At 68.2% G+C, this 12,527-nt stretch carries 13 protein-coding genes; 10 read left to right on the forward strand and 3 right to left on the reverse strand.

The features are described 5' to 3' along the window. Positions 1-10: 10 nt before the first annotated feature. From ctaD to ABDW59_RS16280, 5 genes are all read left to right on the forward strand, one after another. Positions 11-1,663 (forward strand): cytochrome c oxidase subunit I, encoded by a 1,653-nt coding sequence (gene ctaD, locus ABDW59_RS16260; RefSeq protein WP_343630884.1) that lies wholly within the window; start codon positions 11-13, stop codon positions 1,661-1,663. A gap of 25 nt (positions 1,664-1,688) precedes the next feature. Then, entirely contained in the window at positions 1,689-1,808 is a 120-nt protein-coding gene (locus ABDW59_RS16265; RefSeq protein ID WP_343630886.1) for a cytochrome oxidase small assembly protein, read from the forward strand. Positions 1,809-1,852: 44 nt separating this feature from the next. Then, positions 1,853-2,461: a cytochrome c oxidase assembly protein gene (locus tag ABDW59_RS16270; RefSeq protein ID WP_343630888.1), complete on the forward strand. Its 609-nt coding sequence runs from the start codon at positions 1,853-1,855 to the stop codon at positions 2,459-2,461. Positions 2,462-2,474: 13 nt separating this feature from the next. After that, positions 2,475-2,726, forward strand: a complete 252-nt coding sequence (locus tag ABDW59_RS16275; RefSeq protein ID WP_343630890.1) for a DUF2970 domain-containing protein — start codon at positions 2,475-2,477, stop codon at positions 2,724-2,726. An 82-nt stretch (positions 2,727-2,808) separates the two neighbouring features. After that, positions 2,809-3,693, forward strand: a complete 885-nt coding sequence (locus tag ABDW59_RS16280; RefSeq protein WP_343630892.1) for a cytochrome c oxidase subunit 3 — start codon at positions 2,809-2,811, stop codon at positions 3,691-3,693. 135 nt (positions 3,694-3,828) lie between these two features. Here the strand turns inward: ABDW59_RS16280 and ABDW59_RS16285 are convergent, their stop codons facing one another. Then, positions 3,829-4,038 carry a DUF2909 domain-containing protein gene (locus ABDW59_RS16285; protein WP_343630894.1) on the reverse strand — a complete coding sequence of 70 codons (210 nt, stop codon included), beginning with the start codon at positions 4,036-4,038 and terminating at the stop codon, positions 3,829-3,831. 53 nt (positions 4,039-4,091) lie between these two features. Here ABDW59_RS16285 and ABDW59_RS16290 point away from each other — a divergent pair, with 53 nt between their 5' ends. The 5 genes from ABDW59_RS16290 to ABDW59_RS16310 all read left to right on the forward strand — a co-directional run bounded on the left by ABDW59_RS16290 (position 4,092) and on the right by ABDW59_RS16310 (position 8,458). Then, positions 4,092-4,937, forward strand: coding sequence for an SURF1 family protein (locus tag ABDW59_RS16290; protein ID WP_343630896.1), 846 nt, complete (start codon positions 4,092-4,094; stop codon positions 4,935-4,937). After that, positions 4,930-5,631, forward strand: a complete 702-nt coding sequence (locus ABDW59_RS16295) for a hypothetical protein (RefSeq protein ID WP_343630898.1) — start codon at positions 4,930-4,932, stop codon at positions 5,629-5,631. The genes ABDW59_RS16290 and ABDW59_RS16295 overlap by 8 nt, the downstream gene beginning before the upstream one ends. 21 nt (positions 5,632-5,652) lie before the next feature. Then, complete coding sequence (locus tag ABDW59_RS16300; protein ID WP_343630900.1) at positions 5,653-6,864, forward strand: COX15/CtaA family protein; 1,212 nt, start codon at positions 5,653-5,655, stop codon at positions 6,862-6,864. After that, positions 6,861-7,769, forward strand: coding sequence for a heme o synthase (gene cyoE / locus ABDW59_RS16305; RefSeq protein WP_343630902.1), 909 nt, complete (start codon positions 6,861-6,863; stop codon positions 7,767-7,769). The genes ABDW59_RS16300 and cyoE overlap by 4 nt, the downstream gene beginning before the upstream one ends. A gap of 68 nt (positions 7,770-7,837) precedes the next feature. Continuing rightward, the gene (locus ABDW59_RS16310) at positions 7,838-8,458 is read left to right on the forward strand and encodes an SCO family protein (RefSeq protein ID WP_343630904.1); all 621 of its coding nucleotides are present in this window, start codon (positions 7,838-7,840) and stop codon (positions 8,456-8,458) included. 82 nt (positions 8,459-8,540) lie between these two features. On the opposite strand, the gene rpoH is transcribed toward ABDW59_RS16310, so the two are convergent. Together rpoH and ABDW59_RS16320 are read right to left on the reverse strand one after the other, a co-directional pair. Then, positions 8,541-9,449: an RNA polymerase sigma factor RpoH gene (gene rpoH / locus ABDW59_RS16315; RefSeq protein ID WP_343630906.1), complete on the reverse strand. Its 909-nt coding sequence runs from the start codon at positions 9,447-9,449 to the stop codon at positions 8,541-8,543. Between the two features lie 169 nt (positions 9,450-9,618). Then, positions 9,619-12,396 (reverse strand): CHASE domain-containing protein, encoded by a 2,778-nt coding sequence (locus tag ABDW59_RS16320; RefSeq protein WP_343630908.1) that lies wholly within the window; start codon positions 12,394-12,396, stop codon positions 9,619-9,621. Between the last annotated feature and the right edge of the window lie 131 nt (positions 12,397-12,527).

Below are 12,527 nucleotides of genomic sequence, written 5' to 3' on the forward strand. Positions count from 1 at the left end.
AGGAATTGACATGAGTGCAGTGCTTGACCACCCGACCGGTCATGTTCATGACCATCATGACGATCACCACGACCACCATGCCCCCACGGGCTGGCGGCGCTGGGTCTTCGCCACCAACCACAAGGACATCGGCACGCTGTATCTGCTGTTCAGCTTCACGATGCTGATGATCGGCGGCATCCTGGCGCTGTGCATCCGCGCCGAGCTGTTCCAGCCGGGTCTGCAGTTCTTCAACCCCGAACTCTTCAACCAGTTCACGACCATGCACGGTCTGATCATGGTGTTCGGCGCGATCATGCCGGCCTTCGTGGGCTTCGCGAACTGGATGATCCCGCTGCAGATCGGCGCGTCGGACATGGCCTTCGCGCGGATGAACAACTTCAGCTTCTGGCTGATGATCCCGGCCGCGATCACGCTCGTGGCCTCGTTCTTCATGCCCGGCGGCGCACCCGCCGCGGGCTGGACGCTCTATGCGCCGCTGACGCTGCAGATGGGTCCGTCGATGGATGCGGGCATCTTCGCGATGCACATCCTGGGCGCGTCCTCGATCATGGGCTCGATCAACATCATCGTGACCATCCTCAACATGCGCGCCCCGGGCATGACGCTGATGAAGATGCCGATGTTCGCGTGGACCTGGCTGATCACCGCCTACCTGCTGATCGCGGTGATGCCGGTGCTGGCGGGCGCCATCACGATGACGCTGACGGACCGTCATTTCGGCACCAGCTTCTTCACGCCCGCGGGCGGCGGCGACCCGGTGATGTACCAGCACATCTTCTGGTTCTTCGGCCATCCCGAGGTCTACATCATGATCCTGCCGGCCTTCGGGATCATCAGCCAGATCGTGCCGGCCTTCGCGCGCAAGCGCCTGTTCGGCTACGCCTCGATGGTCTACGCGACCGCATCGATCGCGATCCTGTCCTTCATCGTCTGGGCCCACCACATGTTCGCTACCGGCATGCCGGTGACGGGTCAGCTGTTCTTCATGTACGCGACCATGCTGATCGCGGTCCCGACCGGGGTGAAGATCTTCAACTGGCTGGCGACGATGTGGCGCGGCTCGATGACCTTCGAGACCCCCATGCTGTGGGCGATCGGCTTCATCTTCGTGTTCACGATGGGCGGCTTCACCGGCCTGATCTGCGCGATGGCGCCCATCGACATCCAGATCCAGGACACCTATTACGTCGTGGCGCACTTCCACTACGTGCTGGTGGCGGGCTCGCTCTACGCGCTGTTCGCGGGCGTCTATTACTGGGGTCCGAAGTGGAGCGGCGTCATGTACTCGGAGACGCGCGGCAAGATCCATTTCTGGGGCTCGCTGATCTTCTTCAACGTGACCTTCTTCCCGATGCACTTCCTGGGGCTGGCCGGCATGCCGCGACGCTATGCCGACTACCCGATGCAGTTCGCCGACTTCAACGCGCTGGCGTCCATCGGCGCCTTCGGCTTCGGTCTGATGCAGGTCTACTTCTTCCTGTTCGTGGCCGTCCCGATGATGCGCGGCAAGGGCGCGAAGGCGCCGCAGAAGCCGTGGGAAGCCGCCGAGGGGCTGGAGTGGGAAGTGCCGTCGCCGGCCCCCTTCCACACCTTCGAGACGCCGCCCAAGCTGGACGTCACGGCGACCAAGATCATCGGCGACAGCTCGCCCGCGCATTGAGCGCGGTGAGCGAAGGAGCAAGGCCATGGCGCACACGCCCGAACAACGCAAGAGCAACCTGCGCCTGGCGCTGATCCTGGCCAGCGTGGCCGCGATCTTCGCGATCGGTTTCGTCGTGAAGATCGCCGTGCTGGGCGCGGCCTGAGCGGGCGCGCGGTCACGTCGACGCCAGCCCCGAGCGAGCACCCGATGAGCAGTCGCAAGATCGCCGCCTGGCTCCGCCGGGAGAACCTGCGGATGACCGGCAAGCTGCTGGTCGTCGTGGGGTTGATGTTCGGCTTCGGCTACGCGCTGGTGCCGATGTACCGCGCGATCTGCACGGCGCTGGGGATCAACGTGCTGTCGCTGTCGGAGCGCCAGCATGCGGTGCGGGCCGAGGACGTCAAGAACACGCAGATCGACTACAGCCGGCAGATCACGATCGAGTTCGACGCCAATGCGCGCGGCCCCTGGGACTTCAAGCCGGCCAAGCGGCATCTGGTCGTGCATCCGGGTGAGCTGACGACGGTGATGTACACCTTCCAGAACATCCAGCAGCGGACCATGTCGGCACAGGCGATCCCGAGCTACGCGCCCAAGCAGGCGACGCCGTATTTCAACAAGCTGGAGTGCTTCTGCTTCAACGAGTACACGCTGAAGCCGGGCGAGCAGAAGGAATGGCCGGTGGTCTTCGTCATCGATCCGAAGATTCCCAAGGACGTGCGCACGATCACGCTGTCCTATACGTTTTTCGAGGTCGCCGGCAAGGGCAAGGCGCAGGCGGCCGCGCCGGTGCTGCGCGCCGGGCCGAGCAGCTGACAGGGATCGCCCGATGTCCGAGGAGCTCAAGCCCGGCGAGGACCTGAAGCTGGCCGCCCGGCGCCGGGGCTCGTTCTGGGGCACCTTGCGGGCGGTGGCGTGGTCCTTCTTCGGGGTGCGCAAGGGCTCGGAGTACGAGAAGGATGTGTCGCAGCTGAACCCGCTGCACGTGATCGCGGCGGGCGTGATCGCCGCGGCGCTGTTCGTGGTCGGGTTGATCCTGCTGGTGCGCTGGGTCGTGAGCAGCGGCGCGGCGCTGAATTGAGAGTGAAGTTGGCAGTTTGAAGTTGTAGTCGTTCAGAGAAATCAGCGGTTGTGAACGCGATCGCGTCTGAGGAGAGACAGGCATGTCGGCAACGACGATTCAAGGCAAGACCCCTTATTACTTCGTGCCCGGTCCGTCCCGGCATCCGGTCATGGCCGCGTTCGGTCTGTTCTGGGTGATCCTGGGCGCGGCGCAGTGGATCAACGGCCACGACTGGGGCAAGTGGTCCCTGCTGGTGGGCCTGCTGTGGTGGGCCTTCACGCTCAAGCAGTGGTTCGGCGACGCGATCCGCGAGAGCGAAGGCGGCATGTACAGCGACCGGATCGACGTGTCCTTCCGCTGGAGCATGGGCTGGTTCATCTTCTCGGAGGTGATGTTCTTCGCGGCCTTCTTCGGCGCGCTGTTCTGGTCGCGGGGCTACAGCATCCCGACGCTGGGCAGCCTGGACAACGCCTTGCTGTGGCCGGACTTCAACGGGCTGTGGCCCAGCGTCGCGGCCGGGGCGACGGCGTCACCGGCGGGTACGGTGGACGCTTTCTCGACCATGGGGCCGTGGCCGATCCCGACGATCAACACGGCGCTGCTGCTGACCTCGGGCGTGACGCTGACGATCGCGCACCATGCGCTGATCGCCAATCACCGCGCGCGTTGCATCGGGTTCATGTGGCTGACCGTGCTGCTGGGCATCGTGTTCCTGGGCTTCCAGGGCTACGAGTACTTCCATGCGTATCACGAGCTGAACCTGAAGCTGAACTCCGGCATTTTTGGCTCGACGTTCTTCATGCTGACGGGCTTCCATGGCTTCCACGTGTTCGTCGGCATGCTGATGCTGCTGTTCATCACGCTGCGGCTGATGAAGGGGCACTTCACGCCGGATCGGCACTTCGGGTTCGAAGGCGCGGCGTGGTATTGGCACTTCGTGGACGTGGTGTGGCTGGGGCTGTACGTCGTGGTTTACTGGATGTGAGCTGACCACCCGATGAGGAAGCGCCGCTTGTGCGGCGCTTTTTTCTTGGGCTCGCTGACTGCCACCGCCCTCACCCCAACCCCTCTCCCGCAAGCGGGCGAGGGGCAACGTAGCGGCCGGGGGAGAAGAGGGGTCTTACTTGCCGATGGGAAGACCCGTGGGTTGAATCCAGCCCATCCACGCGCTGAACAGGATGAACAGGAAGAGCGCCACCGACAGCCCGACGCGCAGCGCCAAGGCCCGGAACATGGTCGCCTTGCCCTTCTGCTTGCGCAGCATGAGCACCCCCGCCGAGGCGAGCGCGCCAAGGATGCCGATGAACGCGACGATGACGATGAATTTCATGACGATCGATTATTCATGCCGAGACCCGCAAGGCCATCGGGCTGCGCCCGGGGATGAGCGTGGTTGAGACCCAGGCCAAGCCGCGGCGGCGCGGTGTCCTGCTGATCGCAACCATCGTCGGCATGGCCGCGACCGTGGCGCTGGGGCTCTGGCAGCTGGACCGCGCCGATCAGAAGAAGGTCTTGCAGCGCGCCATCGACGAGCGCGCCTTGCTCGCGCCGATCCGCGGCAGCGATCTTCCGCCCGCCGACCTGCCGCCGCCCGGCGCGCTCGAGCATCGCCATGCGACGCTGACCGGCACCTGGGACGCCGCCCACACTATCTATCTGGACAACCGCGTGATGGAGGGCCGCACGGGCTTCTACGTCGTCACGCCTTTGAAACTGGCCGGGCGTCAGGACGCGATCCTGGTCCAGCGCGGCTGGGTCCCTCGCAATGCCGCGCGCCGCGAGGATCTGCCCCCTGTGACCACCCCGCCGGGCGATGTGCGGATCGACGGCCGCCTCGCGGCTTCGCTCTCGCGCGCCTTCGAACTCGGACGCGAACCGGGGTCGGGGCCGATCCGGCAGAATGTCGACCTCGCGGCCTTCCAGGCGGAGACCGGTCTGCGGCTGCTGCCGCTGGTGCTGCTGCAAGGCGATTCCGACCGCGTCGGCGGTGCGTCCGCCGTCGCCTCCTCGGCCAGCTTCTCAGCCTCCGGACCGGCGGGTGCGAGCCCGCTCGACGACACGACCGACGGACTGCGTCGCCACTGGCCGGCGCCCACTGTCGACGTTCACAAGCATTACGGTTACGCCTTTCAATGGTTTGCGCTCGCGGCGCTGTTCCTGGGTCTTTATGTCTGGTTCCAAGTCCTCGCCCCCCATCGCGCTGGCCGAGCCGTCGGCGCCCATGACTGAGGCCGCCCCCGCGCCGGTCGACACGCCGTTGCCGCCGGACGGTCCGGTGACGATGGCCGTGCACACCATGCCCTCGCCGCTGGCGCCGGTCGATCCGCCCAAGCGCTCGCGCTGGACGCTGTGGCTGGTGCTGGCGGTCTGCGCCGCGCCGGTCATCGCGTCCTACTTCAGCTTCTACGTGCTGGACCTGCGCGGCCGCGCCTACAGCGACCTGATCTCGCCCACGCGCGATCTGCCGCCGACGCTCACGCTCAGCACGCTGCAAGGCGCCCCGGTAGCCGCCGAGGCCCTCAAGGGCCAGTGGCTGCTGACCTACATCCCCGACCGCGCCTGCGACACCGGCTGCGAGCGCATGCTCTTCATGCAGCGCCAGCTGCGCGAGATGCTGGGCAAGGACCGCGACCGGCTGGACAAGCTGGTCCTCGTCCCCGACGACGTGCAGCTCACGCCGGCCCAGGTCGATGCGCTCACCGGTCACAGCGCTCCCGCGACGGTGCTGCGCGCCCAGCGCGGCGCCATCGAGTCCTGGCTGATGGCCTCGCCCGGTCATCGCCTGGGCGAGCACCTCTTCCTGGTCGACCCGATGGGCCGCTGGATGCTGCGCTCGCCCGCGACGCCGGAGCCGGCACAGCTGAAGAAGGACCTCGAGCGCCTGATGCGCGCCAACGCCGGCTGGGACAAGCCGGGCCGTTGAGAGGATGAGGACGACGCGCGCATGAACGGATTGGCCCTCGGTTTCGATTTCGAGCCGCTGCTGGAGCTGCTGGCGGTGGCCGCGCTCGTGGGCGCCGTGCCGCTGCTGTTCTGGCAGTGGCGCCATCGCCGCGACACGACGGCCCGGCGCCTGCGCGCGCTGACGGTGCTCGCCGCCTTCCTGACCTTCGACCTGATCCTGATCGGCGCGCTGACGCGGCTGACCGATTCCGGCCTGGGCTGCCCGGACTGGCCGGGCTGCTACGGCAGCGCCTCGCCCTTGGGCGCGCGCGACGAGATCCACGCCGCCCAGACGGCCATGCCCACCGGCCCGGTGACCCACGGCAAGGCCTGGATGGAGATGCTGCATCGCTACATGGCGGGCGGCGTCGGCTTCCTGCTGGTGGTGCTGGCGGTGCTGAGCTGGACGGTGTGGTGGCGCCACCGCCGCGCGTCCAAGGCGGTCGGGTCGTCCCAAGTCGCCGCGATCTCGCCCTGGTGGGCGACGGTGTCGCTGATCTGGATCCTGGTGCAGGGCCTGTTCGGCGCCTGGACGGTGACGATGAAGCTCTTCCCGGCCATCGTCACCAGCCACCTGCTGCTGGCTTTCGGGCTGCTCGTGCTGCTGGCCTGGCAGGCCGAGTCCTACGAGCCCCGCCCGCTGCGCTGGCCAGCGGGATTGCGCGCCGCGATCGGCGGCTTCACGCTGCTGGTGATCGCGCAGATCGCGCTGGGCGGCTGGGTCAGCACGAACTATGCGGTGCTGGCCTGCCAGGACTTCCCGACCTGCCAGGGCCAATGGCTACCGCCGACCGATTTCAATCACGGCTTCTCGCTGTGGCGTGAGCTGGGCCGCGGCGCGCAGGGCGGCTATCTGCCCTTCGAGGCGCTGACGGCCATTCACCTGGCGCATCGCGCCGGCGCGATGATCGTGTTCGTCGCGCTGCTGGCGCTGGCGGCCGCGCTGTGGCGCCAGGGCGCGAGCGATCCGGCCGGCGAGGGTCGGCGCTGGGCCCGCCGCCTGCTGGCGGTCGGCGCGTGGCAACTGGCCTCGGGCCTGTCGAATGTGGTGCTGGGATGGCCCTTGCTGGCCGCCCTGGCGCATACCGGTGGCGCCGCCGCGCTGCTGCTGATGTGTTCCATCGTGCTGGCGCGCTCGCGCGCCGGCGCCCGGACGTGTGTGATCGAGACGACGCGCCACAGCGTCGGCCTCATGACGGTGAGTTCGAAATGAGTTCCGCGACCTCCGCCCCCATGCCTTCGCGCTGGTGGCAGTTCTATCAACTGACCAAGCCCAAGGTCGTGCAGCTGATCGTGTTCTGCGCGGTCATCGGCATGGCGCTGGCGATTCCCGGTCTGCCGCAAGGCGCCGAGTGGGGCACGCTGCTGGCGGCCACTGCCGGCATCTGGCTGGTGGCCGGCGCCGCGGCCGCATTCAACTGCCTGATCGAGCAGCACATCGACGCCAAGATGAAGCGCACCGCCTGGCGGCCGACCGCCCGGGGCGAGCTCAGCCGCAACCAGACGCTGGCGTTCTCGGGCCTGCTGTGCGCGCTGGGCTCGGCGCTGCTGTACGTGCTGGTGAATCCGCTGACCATGTGGCTGACCTTCGCCACCTTCGTCGGCTACGCGATCATCTACACGGTGGTGCTCAAGCCGCTGACGCCGCAGAACATCGTCATCGGCGGCGCCTCGGGCGCGATGCCGCCGGTGCTGGGTTGGGCCGCGATGCGCGGAGACCTCGGTCCCGAGCCCTGGCTGATGTGCCTGATCATCTTCCTGTGGACGCCGCCGCACTTCTGGGCGCTGGCGCTGTACCGCAGCGAGGACTACCGCAAGGCGGGCCTGCCCATGCTGCCGGTGACGCACGGCAACGAGTTCACGCGGCTGCAGATCTTCCTTTACACCTGGGTGCTGTTCGCGGCGACGCTGCTGCCTTTCCTCAGCGGCATGAGCGGCTGGATCTATCTGGCCGCGGCCGTGGTGCTGGGCCTGAAGTTCTGCCACCACGCCTGGCAGCTGTGGCGCGAGTACTCGGAAGCGCTGGCGCGCAAGACCTTCATGTTCTCGATCCTGCACCTGTCGCTGCTCTTCGGCGCGCTGCTGCTGGACCACTACGCGAGCCCGTGGATCGGCTGAGGCCGGCCGCGTGGCTCCATGACTGACGCGGCGTGCGCGCCGCATCGATGACGGAATCGGAAGTGCCCATGATCTCGCGACGTCCCCTCCTGCTGTCGGCGCTCGGCGCCGCGGCGCTGCTCGCCGGCTGCGACAAGCTCGGCCTCGACAAGCTGGGCTTCGGCCAGAAGGCCAGCTTCCAGGGCGTGGACCTGACCGGCGCGGCCTACGCGCGCGGCTTCAATCTGCCGGACCAGAACGGCCGCTCGCGCAGCCTGGAGGAGTTCAAGGGCAAGGTGGTGGTGGTCTTCTTCGGCTTCACCCAGTGCCCCGACGTCTGCCCGACCACGCTGGCCGAGCTCGCGCAGGTGAAGAAGGCGCTGGGCGCGGACGGCGACAAGGTGCAGGGCGTGTTCATCACCGTCGATCCGGAGCGCGACAAGCCCGAGCTGCTCAAGCCCTATCTGTCCAGCTTCGATCCCAGCTTCATCGGCCTGCGCGGCACGCCGGAGCAGCTCAAGGACGTGGCCAAGGAGTTCAAGATCTATTACGCCAAGGTGCCGGGCCAGTCGCCCGACAGCTACACGATGGATCACACCGCGGCGAGCTTCCTGTTCGATCCGCAGGGCCGGATCCGGGTGTTCTCGCGCTATGGCGCGGGCGCCACCGCGATGCTGGCCGACATCAAGACGCTGCTGAGCGGCGCTTGATCGCCTGGGCCCCAAAGAGAAAGGCTCCGTGAAGGAGCCTTTCGTCGTTCAGGGCGGCGCCGAAGCGCTGATCGCCGGCGGATCAGGCCGCCGTCATCGCCTTGCGCATCTTCTTCATCGCCGCGACCTCGATCTGGCGGATGCGTTCGGCGGAGACGCCGTACTCGGCGGCCAGCTCATGCAGCGTCATGCCGCCGGAGCTGTCGTCGTTCACCTTGAGCCAGCGTTCCTCGACGATGCGGCGGCTGCGCGGGTCCAGCGTCTCAAGCGCCAGACGCAGGCCGTCGCTGGCCAAGTGGTCGCGCGAGCGCGATTCCAGCACCCGGGTCGGCTCCTGCGAGTCGTCCGCCAGATAGGCGATGGGCGCGAAGGTCTCGCTGTCGTCGTCGGTCTGCGGCTCCAGGGCCACGTCGCCGCCGGACATGCGGGTTTCCATCTCCAGCACTTCCTCGCGCTTGACATTGAGCGTCTCGGCCACGTGGTCGATCTCGCTCTCGGTCAGCGACGCGCGCTGCTGGTGATCCGAGTTCTCCTTCAGCGCATGCTTCATCGAGCGCAGGTTGAAGAACAGCTTGCGCTGGGCCTTGGTCGTGGCGACCTTGACCATGCGCCAGTTCTTCAGGATGTACTCGTGGATCTCGGCCTTGATCCAGTGCATCGCGTACGACACCAGGCGCACGTTCTGCGCGGGGTCGAAGCGCTTGACGGCCTTCATCAGGCCGACATTGCCTTCCTGGATCAGGTCGCCCTGCGGCAGCCCGTAGCCCAGATACTGACGCGAGATCGACACGACCAGGCGCAGGTGCGACAGCACCAGGCGGCCGGCGGCGTCGACGTCGCCCTTGGATTGCAGACGCTCGGCGTAATCGCGTTCTTCGTCGGAAGTCAGCAGCGGGATGCGGTTCACCGCCGTGATGTACGCGTCCAGGTTCCCCAGCGAAGGCACCAGAGCCCAGGGATCGCGGACCGTCAATGCAAGGTTGTTGGACATGTGTTCGTTTCTCCTGTACCGGGCCGGTCGTCCGGGCCGATGAGCAGTGATATTAGCACTCGCATCCGGCGAGTGCTAACAGCGTCCCGAAACTCACTGTTTCAGATGGGACTTCAATGGCTCCGCCGCACAAATGAGTATGTGCACCGCGTCTTAGCGCCGACTTAAGTCATTGACTTGATTGAGAAATCTCTGAAGTTTTCAGACCGAAGCTGAAGGTCGCGCCCGCACCCTCGGTGCTGGAAACGCTCAGCCGGCTGCCCATCAGATCGAGCAGGCGCTGCGTGATAACCAGCCCGATGCCCGTCCCTTCGATGCCGCCGCCCTCGCGGCCCAAACGGTTGAAGGGCTGGAACAGCTGGGCTTGCTGGGCGGGCGACAAACCCGGGCCGGTGTCGGTGACGCTGAGCTCGATCGTGCCGGCGCCGGTCCGGCGGGCGCGCAGCCAGACCTGGCCGCCCTCGTGGTTGTACTTGACCGCGTTGCTCAGCAGATTGGTCAGCACCTGCTTGAGCCGGGTCGCGTCGGCGCGCACCAGGTCGATTTCCGGCGCCAGATCGACCTCGATGGCGACCCGCCGCCGCTGGCGCTGGGTCTCGACCATGGCCAGGCTGTCCGCGACGATGGGGGCCAAGGCGTGGTCGCCCATCCGCACCCGCAACTGGCCGACCTCCAGCCGGGAGAGGTCCAGCGTGTCGTCGATCATCGCCAGCAGGTGCCAGCCCGATTGCTGGATCTGCGCGACCCAGCCCAGCTGGCGCTGGCTGAGTGCCCGTTCCTGGTCCGTCTCCAGCAGCTGCGAGAAGCCCAGCATCGCGTTCAGCGGCGTGCGCAGTTCGTGGCTCATGCGGGAGAGGAACTCGTTCTTGGCCTTGTTGGCGGCGATCTCGGCCTCGTGCTCGCGTTCGAGCTCGGCCAGCCGGAGTTGCTCGCCGATGTCCTCGACGATGCCCAGCAGCCGGAACGGCCGGCCCTGCGGATCGCGCAGCAGGTTGACGGTCGAGCGCACCGTGATGACCTGCCCGTCGCCGCCGATGTAGCGCTTGATGCGGCTGTAGCGGTCCAGCTCGCCGCGGATCAGCGCCAGGCCCAGCCGGTTGTCCTCGGCGCGGTCGTCCGGGTGGGTGAAGGCCATCACCGAGCGTTCCTTGAGCTTCTCCGACGGGATGCCCAGCAGCTGGCTGAAGTAGGGGTTGATCTCCTGCGGGCGGGCCCTCAGGTCGGTGGACATCACGCCCACCGGCGCGTTCTCGACGATGGCGCGGAAGCGCTCTTCGCTGTCGCGCAGGCGGTGGGTGGCCTCCTCGACCCGGCGCGCCACCCGCGCCGTGTTGCCGGTGATGACCAGCAGCAGCACGCCCAGCAAGGCCGTGCCGGCCAGTCCCGCCAGCGCGAAGGGCAGCGTGGCGTTGCCCTCCAGCACGGGCAGCCCGCGGGGCGCGTAGACCTGCAGCCGCCAGGCGCGGCCGGCGAAGTCAAGGTCGCGCTCCTGGTGCGGCAGCGCGGCGGGCAGCTCGCGGCAGCGAGGGTCGCCGGCCAGCAGTGCATGGGTCGCGCCGGGCGTGACGTCGGTCAGGCAGAAGTCCAGCGCGGACCCCTGCGGCAGCGCCGCTTGCAGCAGCGCCTCCGGCCGCAGCGTGGCGAAGGCCAGCCCGCGTGCGCGGCGCGCCTGACCGGCCGCGTCGCGCGGGGAGGACGATCCGTCCTCATAGATCGCCCGGTAGACCACCACGCCCATGATGCGCACGCCCACGTCCTGGGACAGCGGGAAGCTCTCGCTGGCGGCGGGCTGGCCGGTGGCGAAGGCGCGGTCCTGCGCCGCGCGGGCCTGCGGAATGCTGCGGATGTTCACGCCCATCGCGGGCCGGTTGCGCGCATAGGGCGCGATCAGCCGGATCGGGAGCAGATCGCTGCCGATCGGGTCGGGACGGTCGCCAGGGCGTGCGCGCTCGTGGACCAGGTAATCGGGATAGCCGTCGGCCCGGGCGGCGCGCTCGAAGGCGGCGGTGTCGGCCGCGCGCAGCACCGGCGCCCAGCCCACCGCATAGACGGCGCCGCCGGCGCGGGCGCGCTCGGCATGCGCGCGCTCGAAGTCGACGCGAGAGATGCCCGGCGCCACCATCAGCAGGCTGTGATTGGCCTCCAGCGCGTTCAGCGGCGCCATCAGCCGGCCCGACATCCCGTCCAGCGCGTTGATTGCCTCCAGCTCGAAGGCGTGGCGGCGGCGGCTTTCTTCGTTGCGGGCGACGTGCAAGGTCGCCGCGAACAGCAGCGCGCAGGCCACGAGCAAGGGCAGGGCGACGCTGAGCCGACGCGGCGCCCAGTGCGCGCGCGGCAGCCCGAACAGCGTCAGCGCGATGGGCGCGCCGATCAGCACGCCGATGGCGTCGCCGATCCACCAGAACAGCCATTGCTGCCCCAGCTGTCCGGCGCCGACGGCGCCCGACAGCCACAGCGCCGCGATGCCGATGCTCGGGCTGACCAGGCAGGCGACGCCCACGGTGGCGCCCAGAAAGCGCAGCAGCTCGCGGGGCTCGATCAGCGTGGGATGCGGGCCCAGCCAGCGCCGCGCGAGCCACGCGCCCAGCCAGGCCTGCAGCGCGCCGCCCAGGCCCACCAGCAGCGGTTGCAGCAGGTTCAGGTGCTCGCGCTGATGGGAGATGGACAGGCTGACCAGCGCGCCGCCGACGAAGATGCCCGGCAGCACGCGCCGACCCCAGCGAAGCACCACAGCCACGGCCAGGCCGGCGGCGGGATAGACGGGCGAGACGAAGTCCGGCGGCAGGATGAGCCGCAACGCCAGCACGCCCAGCGCGGCATAGGCCAGCGCGAGCGCGAGGTTCAGCAGCGCGGTGCGCGCGAGGCTGCGGGGAGCTTGTTCCTCGGGGTCGAGGGGCGTTGCGGCAGGGGACGGGGAGGCTGACGCGAGGGAGGGCGCGGCGGTCATGGCCCCAGCCTACCGCCGCCCGGTCGCCGCCGGAACCGCGATCAGCCCCGCGAACGCGCGGCTGTCCCTGTAATCCAACGACGGGAACGCGAACCGCGTCGACTCCGTCACGCGTTCGCGCTCCCGCCGGC

This window comes from Roseateles sp. (genome assembly GCF_039595295.1).
Lineage (GTDB): Bacteria > Pseudomonadota > Gammaproteobacteria > Burkholderiales > Burkholderiaceae_C > Roseateles.

Bases quoted from the DNA above. Each gene is read 5' to 3' on its own strand.
- ABDW59_RS16270 (WP_343630888.1), top strand. From the start codon at position 1,853: ATGAGCAGTCGCAAGATCGCCGCCTGGCTCCGCCGGGAGAACCTGCGG.
- ctaD (WP_343630884.1), top strand. From the start codon at position 11: ATGAGTGCAGTGCTTGACCACCCGACCGGTCATGTTCATGACCATCAT.
- ABDW59_RS16275 (WP_343630890.1), top strand. From the start codon at position 2,475: ATGTCCGAGGAGCTCAAGCCCGGCGAGGACCTGAAGCTGGCCGCCCGG.
- ABDW59_RS16265 (WP_343630886.1), top strand. From the start codon at position 1,689: ATGGCGCACACGCCCGAACAACGCAAGAGCAACCTGCGCCTGGCGCTG.
- ABDW59_RS16280 (WP_343630892.1), top strand. From the start codon at position 2,809: ATGTCGGCAACGACGATTCAAGGCAAGACCCCTTATTACTTCGTGCCC.
- rpoH (WP_343630906.1), bottom strand. From the start codon at position 9,449: ATGTCCAACAACCTTGCATTGACGGTCCGCGATCCCTGGGCTCTGGTG.
- ABDW59_RS16295 (WP_343630898.1), top strand. From the start codon at position 4,930: ATGACTGAGGCCGCCCCCGCGCCGGTCGACACGCCGTTGCCGCCGGAC.
- ABDW59_RS16290 (WP_343630896.1), top strand. From the start codon at position 4,092: ATGAGCGTGGTTGAGACCCAGGCCAAGCCGCGGCGGCGCGGTGTCCTG.
- ABDW59_RS16310 (WP_343630904.1), top strand. From the start codon at position 7,838: ATGATCTCGCGACGTCCCCTCCTGCTGTCGGCGCTCGGCGCCGCGGCG.
- cyoE (WP_343630902.1), top strand. From the start codon at position 6,861: ATGAGTTCCGCGACCTCCGCCCCCATGCCTTCGCGCTGGTGGCAGTTC.
- ABDW59_RS16285 (WP_343630894.1), bottom strand. From the start codon at position 4,038: ATGAAATTCATCGTCATCGTCGCGTTCATCGGCATCCTTGGCGCGCTC.
- ABDW59_RS16300 (WP_343630900.1), top strand. From the start codon at position 5,653: ATGAACGGATTGGCCCTCGGTTTCGATTTCGAGCCGCTGCTGGAGCTG.
- ABDW59_RS16320 (WP_343630908.1), bottom strand. From the start codon at position 12,396: ATGACCGCCGCGCCCTCCCTCGCGTCAGCCTCCCCGTCCCCTGCCGCA.